Here is an 18,414-nt window from a genome sequence, read left to right as displayed (position 1 = left end):
CCCGAATTACCCATTTATTAATTCCAAATCATCATTGTCTTGCTCTGCTTCTTTTCCCATCTTCAAATTTATACTATGTAATTGTTCTATAACTTCTGATAATCCGATAATACCCATTCCTGATATCAATCCTGTAGCCCAATAAATGATTGTTAATAACCACACTCGTTCATACGACTCTCTATAGGTGCCGACATCCATTTTTCCTAAAACTAAACCTAAAACGATACCCGCTACGATAATAGCAACCCCTATCCATGTGAGTACACTGGCAATCTTATTTCGCCTCTCTAACAAGTACAGCACCACCCATATTTATAGTTATATATTGATTGCCCTAAAAAAGGTCTATCGCACAAATGATATGTTTTTTTTGGGATTCAATCATATATTAAGCATGAAATGTGTTTAATCTGATCATTACGAAACTGATAAGGCAATTGCTAGATTGGTTATTGCTTCTAATACACAACTAAACTCCCTTCCGTATGATATTAAGGGCCTTTTGGATTAATTAATAATAGGAATATTGTACCATAAAAAGTGACATCTTGTTTGTATTAGATGCCACTATTAAATGTTAATAATTCTCCTCTTATAATTCCTGTACTCCTTGCTTCTATCTCACTCTCCCTTCTCCTCCACCCCTATCTCCCTCCCCCCATAAAACACCTTCACACTCCCACTCTCATTCCCCTTCACCCTCGCCTCAACCAGCTTCCCATCTGCCCAGCTCAAATCCACCTCAACATTCCCTTTCGCCTTCAGCCCTTTCACGCTGCCCGTCGGCCACATGGCCGGTAGTGCGGGCAGGAGATGAATCTCGCCTTCGTGGCTCTGCAGCAGCATTTCTGCAATGGCGGCGGTGCCGCCGAAGTTGCCGTCGATGACAAAGATGTTGGCCTCGGCTCCGGCTACGCCGGGTTTGGAGTAGGTGAGCATGTTGTCAAAGCACAGTTCCCCGATCAGGTGAGCGATATGCTGCACGGCTTGATCTCCGTCATGCAGTCGGGCATAGAAGAGTCCAAACAGGGCCGCGGTAAATTCGATATCCTCCAGGTCGGCCCGGCTGTTCCGGTTCTCCAATGTCACTCTGGCTGCCGCAGCTAGTTCCGGCGTATGATGCGGGGTGATTTGGTTGCCGGGATACAGGGTAAACAGATGCGACAGATGGCGGTGCTCCGGCTGCGCCTCCTCGTAGTCCTCCAGCCATTCCTGCAGCTGTCCCTTCTTGCCGATCATCAGCGGAGGCAATTGATCCAGCGCTGTCTGCCACTTCTGCTGAAGCTCCTCATCCACGCCCAAGGTCTGTGCTGCCTTCACGCAGTAGGCCAGCAAATCCCGAACCAGGACCTGATCCATGGTCGGGCCCATGGACAGCTGCTGATGCCCATCCTCCGGATTGCCGGTATAAAAGCTGTTCTCCGGCGAATTCGACGGACCTGTCACCAGCCAGCCATACTTCGGATGCACGGTCATGTAATCCATGAAAAAGGCCGCGGCCTCCTTCAGGACGGGATAGGCCAGCTCCTCCAGAAAAGCCTGATCCTGGTTATACGCGTAATGCTCCATCATATGCGTCGCGATCCACAGTCCGCCCGTCACGTTGAGCCCCCAGGAGGTTTCCCACCCCGGTGACGCAAATCCCCAGGCATTGGAGAATACATGGGCCACCCAGCCTTCGGCATCATAATAATGGCGCGCAGCCGAGCGACCGGCCACCGACAGCTGCTGGATGTACCGCATGAGCGGCTCATGGCTCTCGCTCAGGTTCGCGGCCTCCGTCGGAAAATAATTCATCTGGGTGTTCGTATCCAGGTGATAATCGCAGCTCCAGGCCATCTTGTTGGCTTCGCCGTCATTCCATATGCCTTGCAAATGCATGGGCAGGATGGAACCTTGTCGTGATCCACTAATCGTCAAGTACCTTCCATATTGATAAAACAACGCAAACAACGCCGGATCATCCCGCTTGCCCTGCTTAAATCTGCTGATCCGCTCGTCCGTAGGCAGACTGGCATGCTCGGAGCTTCCCAGCTCCAATCGCACGCGGGCATACAGCGGCTGATAATCCGCTAGATGCTTGGCTCTCAGCGCGTCATATCCTAGCAGCAGAGCCTGCTCCAGCTGCAACGCGCTTTTCTCTCGCCAGCCCTCACCTTCTTGACGGTAATCCGTATTCACCGCAAAATAAATCGCCGCCTCATCCGCCCCGGATACGTTTATGGTGTCAGCCGTGCAACTTACCTGCCCGCCTTCCGCAGCGACCCGAAGCTGGCCTTGGCAGGACACCCCGCACTCCCCATTGCTATGTACGTCTTCCAGCGCCTGTCCCCGGAATTCGATCGTGTCCTTTTCGGTTACGACAGTATGAAAAGGACCATTCTCGCCTCGAATCGAAATGCGGAATGACACGCCTGACGAGCCATGGCTGCTGCGAATCCGGGATACGATCACCTGATCGGGATGGGAAGCAAATACCTCTCGCGTCATCCCCGCTTCATCTATCTCGCAAAAAGAACGCACTATCGCCTCTTGCAGATCCAGTTCCCGATGGAACAGCGGCTCAGCTGCTGCCTCTTGTCTCCCGCCTTCGGATGGTTTCACGTTATGGTCAAACTCCAGAACGACTTGGCAAAGTCCCAGATTGGTGCCAAAATTCAATTTTTCCGGCTCCAGGTGCTTCTTGGCCAGTCGATCACCTTCGCGATAATTTCCTTGGAAGAAATACTGCCGCATCCGCTCCAAATCCGCTTTGCTGTTGCTTTGCCCTTGAGCCGGCTCCGGCTGGCCGGACCAATAAGTAGTTTCGGTAATATTCCAGACCTCCCGATGCGGAGCGGATATGACCACATTCCCCATTCGGCCGTTGCCGATCGGCAGCCCTTGCGGCCAGCCCTGAGCTGGTTTTGTATACCACAATTTCATGTCTGTCATTTTGCATTCTCCTCTTCATTTGATTTTCCAGTCTTGAGACAAGCGTTACCCTTACAACAAAGGCAAGAAATCGCGATTCCCGGATGGAGCCGAGAACCGCGATGAACTTGCAGATGTACATGATGAATTGATGACTTCTTCTTATGGATTAGGGACGATTTTATAAAGCTTGGATTCGGCCGCTTTTAGCGTCACATCCAGCGAAGAGCCAGACGCCGTCTGAGATTGACCGCTCCATACATCCGTCACCGTATAGGACTCTGCCCCTTCCGAAGCGATACCGGTCCGAATGAGATCCACGGTATGCTGCGCCGCATTGTGCGTATAGTTAAACACGGCTACATAGTGGGTTCCCTGATCGTCCAGCACGAATACGTTCGCTGCCTGCGTGCCCGTGTTGCCTTCTACCGGCCGGAACGCCTTGCCCTTCATCGCTAGCCCGTTCACTTCCGGGTTGGTCAGCAGCGTTTCCATGTACTGCCGTGCCGTCGCATCCGTTACGTCATCCGAATTCAGGAAGACCGTGCCGGAGATCGCGGCCGCATTGACGCGAGACTGAGCGCCTTCGATCGATCCGCCTTTGGTCAAGTGCATATAGTCCGGATCGGTATAATGGTAGATCGTTCCGTTCTGCCACCAGCCGTACGTGAGATTGTTCAGCTGGTATTCCGTGCTGCCGATGCTGCCGTCGATATCGCAGGAGATGCGGCGGCTGTGCGCATATTGGCTAGGGAACAACGGCGCGATGGAAGCGCTGATGAACATGGAGCCGTCCAGCACTTCATTCACGTAAGCCATCCCTTGGTTATAGGCCTGGATGCCGGTTTGAACGCTAGGGTCATCATGCTTGCCTTCCATTGCCCCATGGCTCAAAAAATCGATTTTGATATATTCAAAGCCCTTGCTCTTGAACTTATTCATGTAATAATCGATCCGCTGCTTCACGCCAGGATGCGTCGGATCCACGGCATAAGCGCCGTCCAGCGTCGGCAGCACGTTGCCGTCCCAATCGCGCAGCACGATATCGCCGTATTTATATTTGCCGTTCGTCCCTTCGACTTCCTGCTCCATATTGTTGCCCCAGTACACGAACGGCGAATAATAGATGCCGGCCTTCTGTCCATTGCTATGAATGAGCTGAACCAGATCCGTCAGCTGCTGATCCGTCATGTTATCCCAATAGGAATCGAGATTGATGTAGATATCGCCTTCATTGTTGAAGGAATGGTTCTGAATATGGTCTTTAAAATAATTCGAGACCGAAACTGCCTTGTCAAAGCTTAAATCGCTGGCATAAGCTCCCCAGCTGTTCCAACCGACCGGAACGCCTTCTGGAATGTCTTCGCCAAAGGCTAACGGAGGCTGGATCGCTGCATTCACCTGGCCAAACTCCTCCAGCCCGGTCCGATAATCCTCGAAAAAGCCGACCATGATTTTCGGCGAAGCAATCTGCTTGCCCGTTACTTTTCCATGCGAGATCGTGTCCCACGTGGAGGTGGATGACGTAAATCCGCCATATACGCGCAGTTTGTTCAATTTGTCATTCGAGCCGTTCCAATAGATGCCGGTTTTCCACGTGTCATGCGTCACCGATCCGATAACGAGGCCGTTCCGGCTCGTATTGTCATAGATGGCCGTCAGTTCCGAGCTGATATACAGACCGTTGTTGAGGCCGGTATTCATCGACTTCGCTTGGTATCTGGACCAAGCATCATTGTCGAAGGGAACGACGAGGACCCGGTTATCGTCATAGCTGCCGATGTCGATGCCGCCTCTCGCTTCCATCGCGATGGGGGCTATGTTCCCCGTAGATATTGCGGAATGATGGGAAGCGACTGTTTCCGTAAGCAAATATGGCCCGTCTTCATAGACGTAATAAATTTGGCTGAGCGATGGCTTTCCCCCATCCTCATTCACGACCGTCACCTTGATGCCCTTGCCGGTTGCATCCTGGAATGGGACCACTTGATTTTTATAGAATTTATGATGTTTATAGTCCTTACTTGCAACCATCCGGTCGAGCTGGATCTCGCTGTATAATCCCTTGGCGACCGCTTTGCCATTCCAATTGTATTGCGACAATCCGGTCGAGGTGTTGTACAGCAGCTCATACGTCGGATTGGATACCTTGAAGCCGTTGGCATACTCGGTTAAGGTGATGGAGCCATAGCTGGTGGCTTTCTTTTGCTTGCCCAAATCGCCAATGCTTCCATCAGGGCCTGATCCGTCATCGCCGGCTGAATCAAAGGTCAGCTCAATCTTGTCAAAATCGGGCGAGTATCCGCCTGCGTCATCGAACAGAATCGTGTTGCTGCCCTGCTTCAAGTAAATTTGAATCTGGTAGGTGCCGATCGTGTTCCAATCCGCTGTTTTCGGAAAACTGAAATTCTCCTTCTCCGCTCCGTTCACGGAGATCGAAGCCGCGCGGGAATCCCCGGAGATGTAGAACATGTTCATATTGTATATGCCGGCCTTATCGGCTTGAATTCCGTTGAACGTCAGGGTGGAGCCGCCGTACAGATTGCCGGCTTTTTGCCCGCCTGAACAGAAGCCGCAATCGACCGCTCCTGCATGGCCGGTAAACGCGTTCTCAGATGCCTCGGCCTCGTAGGAAAGGATGCCTCCGGCCGTTTGACTCGGCGGCTGCGGTTCTGCCGAAGCCAAGGAGCTGCCTAGCACAGACCCCGCTAACAGAATCGATAAGAATAGCATGAATGGCTTTTGGAAGAATTTGAACGGATGAATACTCACTGAACCTCTCCTCCTTCTATTCATTGATTTCGGCTTAATTTCAGGATTTTCGATTCGGCTGGCGCCAGCTCGACCGTAAGTGTACCCTCCGATTGACCCGCCGTTCCTTCCCACACATTCAGGACCGAGTAGGAAGCGTTCGCCTCGAGGCGGCAGCGTTCCAAGGAAACCGTCTTCTGCACGGACTCGGCCCCGTCAAAGTTAAATACGGCAATATACGTTGTTCCCGGTTCGCTTGGATGTGTCAGTACAAACGTATCCGCAGCCTGTTTCCCGTGATTCCCCTCTACGGGCACAAAGGTTCTACCCAATCGGGCAATCTCAGTGATTGCCTCATTTCCCAGCCAGGTCTTGGCGCGCCATGCCGCTTCCTCATGCCGGAAGTCATCGCCCAGCAGCAGCACCGTTCCCGAGATCACGGACGCGGTCAGACGGCTTCGACCTTCATGGCGGGTCGTCGAATCCTGGTTGAAGCTTTTATAGATCACGGCATGGTCCGGATCGTTAAAACGGTACAGCGTATCGTTCATCCACCACCCGTGCGTCAGCGAGTTCAGCAAATATTCCGTATCCTGGATCGTTCCGAACACATCGCAGGAAATTCTGCGGCTGTGCGCATAGGAATAAGGGAACAGCGGGGCAATCGACAGGTTGATGAAGAACGGTCTGCCGATCCGATCCGGGGAGAGTTTATCCGTCAGATACGACAGGCCGTAATTGTATGCAGCGATCCCCGTCGTAATATCCGGGTCGTAATGCTTGCCTTCCAAAGCCCCGTGAGCCATGAAGTCCAGCTTGATATACTCAAATCCTTCGGAGACGAATTTATCCATGAACCAATCGATTCGCGCCAGGTTCCCGGGATGCGTAGGATCAATCGCAAGTCCTCCGGCAATATCCGGCAAAATCTCGCCATCCTGGTCACGAAGCAGGATATCGCCATAGGTATACTTCCCATCGGTGCCCTCCACGGGGCTGCCAAACCCAGCCGGACTTCCCCAGAACGCAAACGGCGTCCAGTATGTACCGGGTTTGTGCCCGTTCTCGCGGACCCTTTTCAAGGCATCCTCCATCTCGGCAGGCGTCAGACGATCCCAGAATGCATCGAAATTAATGTACAGGGTATCCTCGTTATGAAAGCCCTGCGGCTGAACCTCCCGCTTCAGAAAATCGCTCGTCGCCACATAGAGGTCGTAATCCAGCGTGCTCATGGCGGCCGACCAGCTGTTCCAGCCGATCGGGACGCCGCCGTCCCAGCTCAGTGCAGGCGCTATCTTCGTATTCGCTTCCCCATACGCTTCAAGTCCTGTCCGGTAATCGTCGTAATCCCCTACCATAACCAGCGGAGATTCGACGCGTGTTCCACATACGTAGCCATGCGGCTGGGAATCTCGGGTCATGATGTCGGCCGCGCCAGCGTACAGTTCCAGTTCATCCAGCTTGCCTGCGGTTTCCCCTTTCACGCGAATGCCGGTTTTCCATACGTCATGACTGATCGAGCCCAGGATCAATCCATTGCGGCTATCCGGCTGGAACAAGGCCGTCACTTCGTAACTTTCCGTCTCCAGCGGGGCCGTCTCCGTCAGATAGCGCACCCATTTGTCATTGTCATAAGGCACGCGCAGCACATGCAGCGCTTCTCCCGGAACCGTCTCGCTCCCGCTCGACACGCTATCGGTTTTCACCACCGCGATGCGGTTTACCTTTAAGTCTTCCTGACCGACTATGACGACCCGTGTGATGAAAGTTGAAGCCCCCTCATAGACATAAAAATGCTGTTCCAGGCCTGGGAGCAGATCGGATTCATGCTTAATCACGGCATGGATTCCTGTACCGAACAGATCTTGGATCTTCTCCGGCTGCCCTATCATATAGTGGCGGTCATAATTCCCCGTGTGGTATTCCCGGCCCTGCCATCGAAAGCCGCTTCGCACTTCTTGCAGAGCAAATCCCCTGCTGCTTGCGTAGGCGTAACCGCCTTTTTCCAAATCCACCTCAATGGCCACCATGCCATTCGCCAAGCGAATGTGAGTTTCGGCATTCACCCCCACGTTCACCGCCGTATCGCTGCTTCCTAACATCTGTGGATTGCCTCCTTCTGCGTGCATCTGTGCTGCATTCAGGACGTTTAGCATCAAGCGCCTTTTACAGCTTGCTACCATTATAGAAGCGCGGGTAAAGCGCTTACTATACAACGATCTTCCGATCCATATCGGGATATAACGCATCTGGAGCGAACCATTTGTTAAAATGCAATATGGTCCCTTCCACCATGAAATCGTCCATATAATAAGGCTACCCGCTGGAAAAAAGCACCTACCCGGATTAACTTTCGTTCCCAAGCCATTTGGTTTAGTCAAAACATCTATTCGCGGGATATGGTTAGGAACACCCCCATGAGTTTCACCTGAATTATTCTCGACTTGTTGTTCGTTTAATTGACCATTTGCATTGTCATTTTAAAATGTTATTGACACGACACCAAACGGTGACCTAAAATAAAAGTATCACCAAATGGTGTCCAATCGACAGCTATGCTTCCAATGCCTTGACCTTTTTACAGGTAGAACACGTTCTTTAAAAGAAGTCGCAATAGCAATGTAAACTGTTCCAAAATAAGTAAGGGAGTTGGGGTATTTGAGCTTTTTTCAAGACATGTTCGCCGTATTTAAAAAGAGAGAGCTATCATTTGTAGAAAGCCGCAAAGAATCGGAGGATGTATATTCATTTCTATTTGAAAGAGAGAAGGATTTAACCTGGAAAGCAGGGCAATATGGTTTGTTTAGCATCACTCATAAGACCATCAAAAATCCTACGAAACCATTCAGCCTCGCAGCTGCTCCCGCTGAGAACATTGTTAAAATTACAACGCGTATCGGTGAAAGCCCCAGTGATTTTAAGAAAGCACTGCTAGAATTAAAGCCTGGCATGAAAATGAAAATGAGCGGCCCTGTAGGGTCCTTCTATCTCCAAGATAACAGCCCTTCGCTGCTGATCGCAGGCGGAATTGGCATCACACCATTCCGGTCGATCCTTAAACAGTTAGAGACAGATGGGAGTAAAGAGGAGAAGCAAAGAACATTGCTCTATTTGGATAGCAATAATTCCTATATCTACAAAGATGAACTTGATAAAATCGCTAACCATACTTCATTAAATGTAGCTTATCTTGATTCAAGGGATGAGTTACATCAGGAAATTGAAAAGTTTAACGCCTTATATAAAAACAATGGTAAATACTTTATTGCGGGACCGAAGTCAATGGTAGATTCTATTTCTAGCTATTTACAAAATAATAATATTTCAAAACGGAATATTAAAAAGGATGCCTTTTTTGGGTATTAGTTAAGAATGAATATTAGAGACACTAAATATCCAATCGATGTTCGTCATTTCTAGGCTTGAAATCTGAAAACTTTACTTGAAAACCATTAAGAGGTGGTGAAATAAACGGCGGTCCCTTCATACATCATTAGATTGCTAACCATAAAAATAAGACTTTTAGGAGGGTTGTCGTGTTAGAGAATAATCCGTCCCGGGATGTTTTTGACGCGATTGCAGATCCCACTAGGCGCCAACTCATTCATCTGTTATCACAGGCAGAGGAGAAACCGCTTCATGAACTAAAGGCACAATTTTCAATGGGCCGTACAGCGGTATCCAAGCATTTGACTATCCTTAAAGAGGCCGGACTGGTACTCGACCGGAAAATGGGCAGAGAAACGCGATTTAGGCTAAACGCCGATCCGCTTAGAGAAGTTCAAGATTGGGTGGCTTTCTACAGCAAATATTGGACTACAAATATGTTGCGCTTGAACCAACTTTTAGAGGAGGAAGAAGAATGAGTTTAATATTATCCATGGATTTTCAGTACACAACATCGATCGAGAAGGCTTGGTCCGCTTTAACCGATTCAAGCAAGTTAGCAAAGTGGATCACGGAAAATGATTTTAAGCCTGTCGTGGGACATCGTTTTCAGTTTCGCCATGAGCCGTCCGAATATTGGGATGGAATCGTTGACGGCGAAGTACTTATCGTAGAAGCGCCCCACCGGTTGTCCTATTCTTGGGCTACCGGAGACGAGCGGCATACAGTCACCTGGACGCTGCAAGAATTAGGGGACGGTAAGGTTAACCTTCATCTCGAACAAACTGGATTCTCCAATGTTCATGGACTCGAAGGCGCCAGATATGGCTGGAGTGAGTGGTTTGGCAAGTTTGAAAACGTGTTGGATCAATAACCGCATTCGATACGAAAACATCTCTTTCCCCAATGCTAAATTATTGGGTATGATCGTTGAACCCTGCTTGATCCGAATCAACATAAACCGGCTGCATGTTTGCGGCCGGTTTATGTCTACTTTGGACTTTCTGACAAACTCTTATCATTTCGGATCAAGAACGAATCAACCTCCCATGCTTCCACCTCATATCCGCCTCGATATTTCCTTTCGCTTTCCGCCCTGTCACGCTGCCCGTTGACCACATGGCCGGCAGTGCAGTCAGGAGATGAATCTCGCCTTCGTCGCTTTTGCAGCAGCATTTCCACAATGGCGGCGGTTCCACCGATGTATGGTTCAGTTCTCGGCATAGAATTCATAGCTGCCCTGCCATGCAAACTTCTCTCCTTGCTTCAGTTCCGGCGTGGTCCCTTTGATCTGCAGGAAATACGTCTTGCCGTATTCCTGCGTGAAGATGACAGGCAAATGGTCGGCGAGATTCGCCAAAGCCCCTAGCCCATATTGTCGATCCAGTCTTACACGCAGTTTATGCTGGAACCCGCCCTGATCGCTAGAGCTGCGTAGACAACTGTCGACATTCGGGTTCACGGCTTTCGTGCCTGAATCACTATATATATTCGCCGGGCTTGAAGCGACTTCCTGATCGCCTGCGAAGTAGCGAACCGTATCGTTCCAGGCGCCATTCACCGATTGAAGTCCGTAATACGTATCGAACGTAATGTCTTCCAGCGCCTCGATTACATCATGGACGTGTACATGGCCGCCCGAGATTTCGTACGTGACGGTCTCCCTAAGCACAAGTCTTCCAGAACCATCCGCCTCTTTCGTGTTATAGGCTTGGATCAGATGGACCACTTCGATCTTGGTATAAACGCTCGCCGTCACGCTGCCGTCAGCTACTTCCACACCGTCCGCCCCACGCGGAACGAATCCGTCTTACCTAAGGATACCTAGCCGTTATTTTTGTCATAAGAAAACCAACCGTTCGGATGTCTCACGATAACCATTGATTTATGACAGATGCGAAAAAGGCCAACCAGAATATCTGACTGACCTCTTCACAACAACTTCTCAACTCTTCGTATAAATTTGATGCTGCACGATACCTTTAATTAAAGGTCATCCATGCCGTACTTCCTAGAACCTCGAAATTCTGCTTAAACCAGAAATTCCGTGATTTATCCAGGGTATAGACATACATTTTTCGGTTCGGATACTTCGCTTTGAGCCAATTCACGAAGGAAGCCGCGTACCCTTTGTTTTCGAATTCTTTGAGTACATCCAAGGCTTGGATAAAGATAAAATCCTTCTTATTCTTGACATCAATATAGAAATCCTTCTCCAAATACCGCTCATCGGCGCTAAAATAATCTTGTTCGGCCTTCTGGATGAGCTGCTTCCCGTTATCGTATTCCCACACGACCCCGTACCCCACCATCTCATCTTCCGCCTCAATGATGTAAATTTCCTCCGGTAATTCCGCTAGGTCCTTCGTGCTCAGTTCCCCTGCATGATAAGCAGATGTAATTTCACTTAGACATCGCTGCATTTCATGATCAAATGACTTTGTAATCATCGTTGGCATTCCCTGTTCTCCTTATGATCCATTGCAAACATCTTCAAATCAAAGAAGCAGGGATCCCATACGTTCCCTACTTCTCCAGTTGAATGTGTATGGGTTATTGTCCTTCGCCACTACCAAGCACTCTATGACAAAGATCCCTAAACAACAAAATATGAACACGGATAACTTCAACTCACCCTATTGATCCTTCCAATACCGTCTGCGAAACAAAGAAATGATGTCCGGCGTGAAGGAGTATTTTACCGACTGCTTCAAATCATCCACATCATCAAAAATCCGTCTAAAAATCGGGTCTGTCAATAATTTTGTGTAAACTCTTTACCAAGGAATCCCCCTCGGGGGATTTTGGCGTTTTTAGCGCAAGTAGTTGCTCACTCGATCTGGAAAAAAGACGGACAATGGAAGTAGCATTTGCCCCCAGTTTTGCACACGTCCTGTCCATTTACGGGTGACATCCATCGTAGCCAGATACAGCATTTTAAGCAAGGCTTCGTCCGTCGGGAAAATACTTTTTCCCTTGGTCACTTTGCGGAGCTGCCGGTGGTAGCTCTCGATCATGTTGGTGGTATAGATCAGCTTACGGATTTCGGGCGGGTATTTGAAGAAGGTCGAGAGTTCCTCCCAGTTACTTCGCCAGGAGCGGACGATGAGTGGATATTTGACGCCCCAGACTTCCTCGAATCGGTCCAATTCGAGCAGTGCCCCTTCCTCTGTGGCCGCTTTGTAGATCGGCTTCAGATCGGCGGTCACTTTCTTGAGGTCCTTGTAGGACACATAACGAGTCGAATTTCGGAACTGGTGAATCATGCATTTTTGGATTTCGGTTTTTGGATAGCAGGCAGTGATCGCCTCAGAGAAGCCACTCAGGTTGTCTACACAGATAATGAGGATATCCTGAACCCCGCGATTTCGAAGGTCATTCAGCACACTGAGCCAGAACTTGCTGGATTCATTTTCGCCAATCCACATACCCAGCACATCTTTGTTCCCATCCAAATCAATGCCAATAACCATATAGGCGGCTTTGTTCACGATGGCTCCGTCCTGCTTCACTTTAAAGTGAATGGCATCCATGTACACGACGGCATATATGCCTTGAAGTGGCCGATTCTGCCATTCTTTTATCAGGGGCACGATTTTGTTGGTCACATTGGAGATGAGGGTAGGCGACACTTCGATGCCATACAGATTCTGCAAATGGTCCTGAATCTCCCGGGTACTGACACCTTTGGCATACAGCGCGATAATCTGGTCCTCGATGCCGGTTACGTTCTTTTGATGTTTCTGGACTACGATCGGTTCAAACTCTCCCAGCCGATCCCGTGGAACCGTGATTTCCTGCTCCCCGTACTCGCTGACCACCGTCTTCTTGCTTTTGCCATTACGGCTATTCGGTGTCATCTTGGTCTTGACCTCATGCTTCTCGTAGCCCAAATGCGTGTCTAATTCGGCTTCTAGCATCTCCTGAAGCGTTTCAGCAAACAATTCTTTCAAGGCATTTTGCGCATCCTGAGCCGTGACCAGCTTATTCTCCTTAATGAACGCTCGCAGTTGCTCTTTTGTCCAGAGTCCCATGTGTTCTCCCCAACCTTTCTATTACTTCCATTTTAATAGAATTGGGAGTTTACACAATTTATTTTACAGACTCCTAGTTCTCGTTCCCTCTAATGCCCTCTAGGATCCATAAGCTGCACTCTGAAGCTTACTGGACTTGACATGGCATGAAATCTAAGTTGCTGGCTGGGAGTAATGTAATCATATTCATCTTGGTACTTTTTCGTTGGCTCCCCCAAGGTATTCATGCTTTGCTCCATGGCCAACTGATCAAATTCGCCTAAAGCGATATAATGTATGGTATCTATTCCGTATTCTACAACTAGTTCTAAATTGTGTTCGAAATACCAAACTGCGACTTTCGAGTCAACCTCAAAAGATTCATCAGGATTACCCAGCATCTTAATGACCTGATTTATATTCATACCAAGTGTAATACCGTGAATATAAAAAATATCATCTTCCCTGGTAATATTTAGTTTGTCTGCCGATGCATTATATTCCAGTAGTTTGGTGATTTTCTCTTGATTAACATCAGGATTGAAATTCCCATCAATCAAATCATTCGCTGCCTGTATAAGCACTGCTTGTGTATGTTTTTCAGCAGCATTAGTGCTTTCAGCTTCTCGTTTCTTAATGGACGGTATGAAATAACTTCGATAAAATTCTGGATACTCTCTGCTAGCTAAAACCAACTCCTCCTTGGCAATATCGAAATCATATACATCGTCCCAATACGGCATTTGGACATTACCAAATTCCGGTAAATTATTTTGGAGAGGCATGATTCAAACTAAGTTTTGGATCTCAGCTATTGGATTTGGTCTCATGCATTTCATTGCTGGCATAAGTATGGTCATCAACTGCAGGAAGAATCACAAGTGCGGTAGTGCCCTCACCCTTGATGCTCTGAAACTCCAATTGCCCATTGATAGCTTGGATGATCCTAAACGTCACCATAAGACCGAGTCCAGTGCCATTTGTTTTTGTAGAGTAAAAAGGGGTTCCCAATATCGCGAGTTCTTCAGATGTCATTCCAACCCCGTTATCACGAATTTTTATACAAACTTTATTCAATTGACGATATGCTTTGATAGAAATCTGCCCTTTAGATCCCGTTGAAGCATCTATTGAGTTTTTAATGATATTCATAACTGCTTGTTTTATTTTAAACTGTTCTGCCTGAATCCATAGGTTATCTTCTGAATCCACATTCAAGTCCACATTCTTCGAATATGCAAACGGATCTACAGATTCTTTGATCTGATTTAATATTTCGCATAATGAGAATACTTCAATCGTTTCGATTTGGGGTTTTGAATAATTGAGGAAATCATTAATGATATATTCCATACGGTTTAGTTCAACCATGGATATTTCAAGATATTGCTTGACCTTCCCTTCCGCATTACGTAACGACAGCTGTAAAAAACCTTTAATAGAAGTTAGTGGAGAACGAATTTCATGCGCCACAGAAGCAGCTAATTGGCTGGTTACATTTAATTTTTCAGTACGAATGATTTGTTCTTGCATCGAAATTGTTTTAATGGTTACTTCCATCAAAAAAACAGACATACACATGGAGATCAATTGTATTAGGCAAATCTGAAATGCATTAGATATGGAATAAAACTCGTCCTTCTGATACGTAAAGACGGATGCGTACCATGAAATGGTCATTGCAACCAACGTTAAAAATATACAAATGATAAATCGAGCTTTCGGCGGTCTTTTATTAAAACGAGCAGCAAAAAGAGAAGCAGCAGCGCAGATAATAAATGAAGCGATGAAACTTATAAAAAAACCATCCATACCAATAAAAAAACGGCATACTATTAAAAATGCAAAAGAGATCAATCCCCCCATATAACCGCCATATAAAGCAGAGATGATTAATGGAATGCTTCTTAGATCACCTTCAAAATCATTGGTAATAGTAGTCGGAAAAAGCATGGATAAAACAATTGCCGTCCCGCACATTAATCCCAGAAACATCTGCCGACGTTGACCCTTATCATAGAAAGTTTTGTTAGTAATACAAACAAATTGGTATAGCAATAGCGGAAACAAAATATCAATAATATCCAGTAACAGATCTTTTAACATAAAACACCCCCAAGAACTAAATTCGACTTGGAATGGTTTTTTTCCTTTTTCTGTAACAAATAGTTGTCGTTCTAAAGGCTTTGAATCAATGCACAAAAAGATCATGCCAATAAACGCATGACCTAAATGTCATATTTTATTGAAAATCAGCTCTAACAAACCGTCAACTCCACTCTATTCATTCTTCCCTCTCCCTGGTAATAGTTCTCTTCAGCTCGATACAAAACTGATAATTCCCCTCATTATGATCAAGCCAAATGCGACCGCCTTGCAGTTCAACAATATTTTTAGCAATCGACAAGCCCAAGCCATATCCAGACGGCATTTTCATATCGCTCTGCGTAGGCCCCATTTTGTAAAATCGTTCAAATAATTGTTCTTCCTGTTCTTTAGTAATCGGATTACCCTTATTTTCGATGGATAGCTTAACAACATTTTCTCCAGCCAATAGTTTGATTCGAATTTCTCCAGGCAATAGCGAAAATTTCGATGCATTCATGAGCAGATTATCAATGGCTCGAACCATTTTCTCAACATCCATGCTAATGATGACCAGACCGGGGCTTAATTCCTTTATCAAAGTCAATCCCTGGTCTCTCGCAACCGGTTCAAATTCAGAAACCATTTGTTCAATTAAATTACGAAAGTCGACTTCTTGAAAGTTCATCTGAACATCGCCACGGGATAGACGTGTATATTCAAATAGATCATCAATCAGCTTCTTGAGTTGCTGCGATTTATTAAACGCATTGTTAATATAACGTGCCTGTTCATTCTCATCTCGGAACGCTTGCTTTTTGAGTAAATCTAAATATCCTATAATGCTTGTTAATGGAGTCCTTAAATCATGAGATACGCCTGTGATTAACTCCATCCTTGATCTCTCTAGCTGTCGTTCACGTTCAACTTGTTCCTGTAATTGCTGAGCCATATGATTTACGTTCTGTGAAACGTTCCCTAATTCATCTTGTCTTGATACCGGAAGTCGATAGTTCAAGTCCCCACCTGCGATGGACATCAATCCGTTGGATACTTCCGAGAGAGATCTAACGATATGACGAGTGAATATAATAAAGAAAACTATAAAAGTTGCAATAAATAATAATAGGTTTAATGGCATATAAAATTGATTGGGGATCATTGAATTCACGAGCATCGTTATTATGAAACTCAGAAAAATCGCCCATATCAATTGCGCACGAATGCTTCTTTTTCCACTAATGAATACCCAAATCTTATTTATCAATCCGATACCCCACTCCCCATACCGTTTTGATATATTGAGGAGATCTTGGATTAAGTTCGATCTTCTCTCGAATGTTACGAATATGGACCATCACGGTATTTTCTGAGAAAAACGCAGTTTGGTCCTTCCACACTTTTTGATAAATTTTATCGATGTTAAATACTTGACCACGATGAGTTGCTAACAATTCCAAAATAGAAAATTCTATAGGCGTTAAAGAGATCTCCTTACCTCTCACCGTAATCAGATGATAGTCTTTGTTGATAACTAGATCATCGATACAAATCTCACCACCATTAGTCGCCTGAACTACGGAAGCGTAATTTTGTCTCCTTAACTGCGCTTTTATTCTAGCAATTAGTTCCATGGGATTGAACGGCTTAGTCATATAGTCATCCCCACCCACAGATAGTCCCGTAATTTTGTCGAGGTCCTCTCCTTTTGCAGATAACATGATGATTGGAATACCCGAATCCTCCCTGATTTTTAGACAGGCCGAAATACCATCTAAGTTGGGCATCATAATATCCAAAATAATCAGATGGATCTCCTCGCGCTGCAAGAGTTCTAACGCCTTAATCCCGTCTTCAGCCTCCACCACATGATACCCTTCGTTTCTGAGATAAATATGCAGGATATCGCGAATCTCCGGGTCATCGTCAACTACTAATATATTTACGCTCATAATATAGGTGTCCCCCCCAAGGTTACCGAAGATTTATTTTCTGATTGTAAACTTACCGGTAGTAATTTACCCGTGATGTAATATAACACTTCCACTAAAAAAATAGCTCCGGCAATATCCAATATATAATGCTGTTTCACAAAAAGAGTAGAAAAAACGATAGCTATCATCATTAAACTGATTAAGGTACGTGAGATCATTGACAAGCCCTTGCAATCTAACGCCCCCTTCCAAATTAAATAACTGGTCAAGACATGTATGCTTGGAAAACAGTTGAATGGTTGATCTGTCATATAAATAAAACGCACAAGGGAATATATAAAGCCATGTTCAGTAACCAACGGGCGCGGCACTGTCGTTTGATAAAAGTAATAAATAATATAGGAAGCAATGAGTCCTAGACATAAAGTGATCAGTGTTCGATAATAGGTCTGCTTGCTTTTCGCAAAAATAACGATCAACATGACAATAATAAATGGATACCAAAGTATATACGGAATAATAAAGGCTGGAATAAATGGAATCTGTGCGTCTATATCCGTCATCAAATTGCTCACACTTGCCCCTTCATGGTTTAAGAGCCCGTAACAAATGTTCAACACAGGAATAACCAAGATCCATAATAGAGGACGATACTTCGCAAATTTGGAGGAATCACTCGACACCATCAGCTTACACCTCGCTTTCTACAAACGTAGACGAAAGCTGGTGGTACGTTAAGAGGTACAAACTTAATTTCTTCAATTTGGAGACGTTCGGATAGCTGCTTTTTCATTTGATAAGAATACTGAAAAGCAATGAACAGCCCCCCGTTCCGGAGGGAACCGATAACTTGATCGAGCAGCTTATTACGCATATCTTGAGGGAAGTTAAAAAAAGGAAGTCCGCTAATGACACAATCGAGCTGTTCCATCTTCTCCTGACTCATGACGTTTTGTAATCGACAGGCATCCCTATAACATAAATATTCTGTATATTGAAATTTTAACTCTCTGTATAGAGTTGGATCTTTCTCAAACAACAATACCCGTGTGTTGCTGTTAGCTACTGTCTGAATATACTTCGTAATAGCTCCCGTTCCGGCCCCCAATTCTGCTACGTTGTTGACTTCATCCCACGGAACCGAATTGATCATTGTTCTAGCCAGAAATTTGGAACTTGGCGTAACACTTCCAATCTGTCCAGGAGATCGTAAAAACTTATAGAAAAACAATGCTTTTTCTTGAACTAACTCACTTATACTCGGAGTCATAGTGTCTCCCCCTCATCATTTTTCATCATCATACTTTAAACTTCTTCAGAAAAAGTTA

17 protein-coding genes are annotated in these 18,414 nt (G+C 46.3%); 3 read left to right on the top strand and 14 right to left on the bottom strand.

What is annotated here, in order from left to right; all coding sequences use genetic code 11:
• Positions 1 to 6: 6 nt before the first annotated feature.
• The 4 genes from AB4124_RS19220 to AB4124_RS19205 all read right to left on the bottom strand — a co-directional run bounded on the left by AB4124_RS19220 (position 7) and on the right by AB4124_RS19205 (position 7,769).
• Positions 7 to 297 (bottom strand): hypothetical protein, encoded by a 291-nt coding sequence (locus tag AB4124_RS19220; protein ID WP_379407180.1) that lies wholly within the window; start codon positions 295 to 297, stop codon positions 7 to 9.
• 327 nt (positions 298 to 624) lie between these two features.
• Entirely contained in the window at positions 625 to 2,937 is a 2,313-nt protein-coding gene (locus AB4124_RS19215) for a glycoside hydrolase family 95 protein (protein ID WP_441973890.1), read from the bottom strand.
• Between the two features lie 141 nt (positions 2,938 to 3,078).
• Positions 3,079 to 5,688 (bottom strand): carbohydrate-binding protein, encoded by a 2,610-nt coding sequence (locus tag AB4124_RS19210; protein ID WP_441973889.1) that lies wholly within the window; start codon positions 5,686 to 5,688, stop codon positions 3,079 to 3,081.
• 20 nt (positions 5,689 to 5,708) lie between these two features.
• Positions 5,709 to 7,769, bottom strand: coding sequence for an alpha-galactosidase (locus tag AB4124_RS19205; protein WP_441973888.1), 2,061 nt, complete (start codon positions 7,767 to 7,769; stop codon positions 5,709 to 5,711).
• A gap of 556 nt (positions 7,770 to 8,325) precedes the next feature.
• On the opposite strand from AB4124_RS19205, the gene AB4124_RS19200 reads away from it, so the two are divergent.
• The 3 genes from AB4124_RS19200 to AB4124_RS19190 all read left to right on the top strand — a co-directional run bounded on the left by AB4124_RS19200 (position 8,326) and on the right by AB4124_RS19190 (position 9,928).
• Positions 8,326 to 9,033 (top strand): FAD-dependent oxidoreductase, encoded by a 708-nt coding sequence (locus AB4124_RS19200; protein ID WP_430105261.1) that lies wholly within the window; start codon positions 8,326 to 8,328, stop codon positions 9,031 to 9,033.
• A gap of 170 nt (positions 9,034 to 9,203) precedes the next feature.
• Positions 9,204 to 9,533 carry an ArsR/SmtB family transcription factor gene (locus AB4124_RS19195; protein ID WP_430105263.1) on the top strand — a complete coding sequence of 110 codons (330 nt, stop codon included), beginning with the start codon at positions 9,204 to 9,206 and terminating at the stop codon, positions 9,531 to 9,533.
• Positions 9,530 to 9,928, top strand: a complete 399-nt coding sequence (locus tag AB4124_RS19190; RefSeq protein ID WP_430105265.1) for an SRPBCC family protein — start codon at positions 9,530 to 9,532, stop codon at positions 9,926 to 9,928. Before AB4124_RS19195 ends, AB4124_RS19190 begins: the two co-directional genes overlap by 4 nt.
• Positions 9,929 to 10,082: 154 nt before the next feature.
• Here AB4124_RS19190 and AB4124_RS19185 read toward each other — a convergent pair whose 3' ends face one another.
• The 10 genes from AB4124_RS19185 to AB4124_RS19140 all read right to left on the bottom strand — a co-directional run bounded on the left by AB4124_RS19185 (position 10,083) and on the right by AB4124_RS19140 (position 18,356).
• The gene (locus tag AB4124_RS19185) at positions 10,083 to 10,175 is read right to left on the bottom strand and encodes a glycoside hydrolase family 95-like protein (protein WP_430106744.1); all 93 of its coding nucleotides are present in this window, start codon (positions 10,173 to 10,175) and stop codon (positions 10,083 to 10,085) included.
• A gap of 89 nt (positions 10,176 to 10,264) precedes the next feature.
• The gene (locus AB4124_RS19180) at positions 10,265 to 10,834 is read right to left on the bottom strand and encodes a hypothetical protein (RefSeq protein WP_430105266.1); all 570 of its coding nucleotides are present in this window, start codon (positions 10,832 to 10,834) and stop codon (positions 10,265 to 10,267) included.
• Between the two features lie 202 nt (positions 10,835 to 11,036).
• On the bottom strand, positions 11,037 to 11,504 hold the full coding sequence (locus AB4124_RS19175; protein WP_441974185.1) for a GNAT family N-acetyltransferase: 468 nt from the start codon (positions 11,502 to 11,504) through the stop codon (positions 11,037 to 11,039).
• Between the two features lie 363 nt (positions 11,505 to 11,867).
• Positions 11,868 to 13,088 (bottom strand): IS256 family transposase, encoded by a 1,221-nt coding sequence (locus AB4124_RS19170; protein WP_441973887.1) that lies wholly within the window; start codon positions 13,086 to 13,088, stop codon positions 11,868 to 11,870.
• A gap of 89 nt (positions 13,089 to 13,177) precedes the next feature.
• Positions 13,178 to 13,810, bottom strand: a complete 633-nt coding sequence (locus AB4124_RS19165) for a hypothetical protein (protein ID WP_441973886.1) — start codon at positions 13,808 to 13,810, stop codon at positions 13,178 to 13,180.
• A 64-nt stretch (positions 13,811 to 13,874) separates the two neighbouring features.
• Positions 13,875 to 15,173 (bottom strand): ATP-binding protein, encoded by a 1,299-nt coding sequence (locus AB4124_RS19160; protein WP_430105268.1) that lies wholly within the window; start codon positions 15,171 to 15,173, stop codon positions 13,875 to 13,877.
• A gap of 178 nt (positions 15,174 to 15,351) precedes the next feature.
• Complete coding sequence (locus AB4124_RS19155) at positions 15,352 to 16,419, bottom strand: HAMP domain-containing sensor histidine kinase (RefSeq protein WP_441973885.1); 1,068 nt, start codon at positions 16,417 to 16,419, stop codon at positions 15,352 to 15,354.
• Complete coding sequence (locus tag AB4124_RS19150) at positions 16,409 to 17,104, bottom strand: response regulator transcription factor (protein ID WP_430105270.1); 696 nt, start codon at positions 17,102 to 17,104, stop codon at positions 16,409 to 16,411. The genes AB4124_RS19155 and AB4124_RS19150 overlap by 11 nt, the downstream gene beginning before the upstream one ends.
• Positions 17,101 to 17,661, bottom strand: a complete 561-nt coding sequence (locus AB4124_RS19145; RefSeq protein WP_430105272.1) for a phosphatase PAP2 family protein — start codon at positions 17,659 to 17,661, stop codon at positions 17,101 to 17,103. Before AB4124_RS19145 ends, AB4124_RS19150 begins: the two co-directional genes overlap by 4 nt.
• A gap of 110 nt (positions 17,662 to 17,771) precedes the next feature.
• Positions 17,772 to 18,356 carry a class I SAM-dependent methyltransferase gene (locus tag AB4124_RS19140; RefSeq protein WP_430105273.1) on the bottom strand — a complete coding sequence of 195 codons (585 nt, stop codon included), beginning with the start codon at positions 18,354 to 18,356 and terminating at the stop codon, positions 17,772 to 17,774.
• Positions 18,357 to 18,414 lie beyond the last annotated feature (58 nt).

This window comes from Paenibacillus sp. 2KB_20 (genome assembly GCF_052115765.1).
Classification (GTDB): Bacteria; Bacillota; Bacilli; order Paenibacillales; family Paenibacillaceae; genus Paenibacillus_AQ.
The sequence above is the reverse complement of the archived record's forward strand: the minus strand, read 5'-3'. Positions and strand labels throughout refer to the sequence as shown.

Excerpts from the sequence above, each read along its gene's own strand:
- AB4124_RS19190 (WP_430105265.1), top strand. The coding sequence starts at position 9,530 with ATGAGTTTAATATTATCCATGGATTTTCAGTACACAACATCGATCGAG.
- AB4124_RS19205 (WP_441973888.1), bottom strand. The coding sequence starts at position 7,769 with ATGTTAGGAAGCAGCGATACGGCGGTGAACGTGGGGGTGAATGCCGAA.
- AB4124_RS19160 (WP_430105268.1), bottom strand. The coding sequence starts at position 15,173 with ATGTTAAAAGATCTGTTACTGGATATTATTGATATTTTGTTTCCGCTA.
- AB4124_RS19215 (WP_441973890.1), bottom strand. The coding sequence starts at position 2,937 with ATGACAGACATGAAATTGTGGTATACAAAACCAGCTCAGGGCTGGCCG.
- AB4124_RS19150 (WP_430105270.1), bottom strand. The coding sequence starts at position 17,104 with ATGAGCGTAAATATATTAGTAGTTGACGATGACCCGGAGATTCGCGAT.
- AB4124_RS19140 (WP_430105273.1), bottom strand. The coding sequence starts at position 18,356 with ATGACTCCGAGTATAAGTGAGTTAGTTCAAGAAAAAGCATTGTTTTTC.
- AB4124_RS19170 (WP_441973887.1), bottom strand. The coding sequence starts at position 13,088 with ATGGGACTCTGGACAAAAGAGCAACTGCGAGCGTTCATTAAGGAGAAT.
- AB4124_RS19175 (WP_441974185.1), bottom strand. The coding sequence starts at position 11,504 with ATGATTACAAAGTCATTTGATCATGAAATGCAGCGATGTCTAAGTGAA.
- AB4124_RS19185 (WP_430106744.1), bottom strand. The coding sequence starts at position 10,175 with ATGTGGTCAACGGGCAGCGTGACAGGGCGGAAAGCGAAAGGAAATATC.
- AB4124_RS19165 (WP_441973886.1), bottom strand. The coding sequence starts at position 13,810 with ATGCCGTATTGGGACGATGTATATGATTTCGATATTGCCAAGGAGGAG.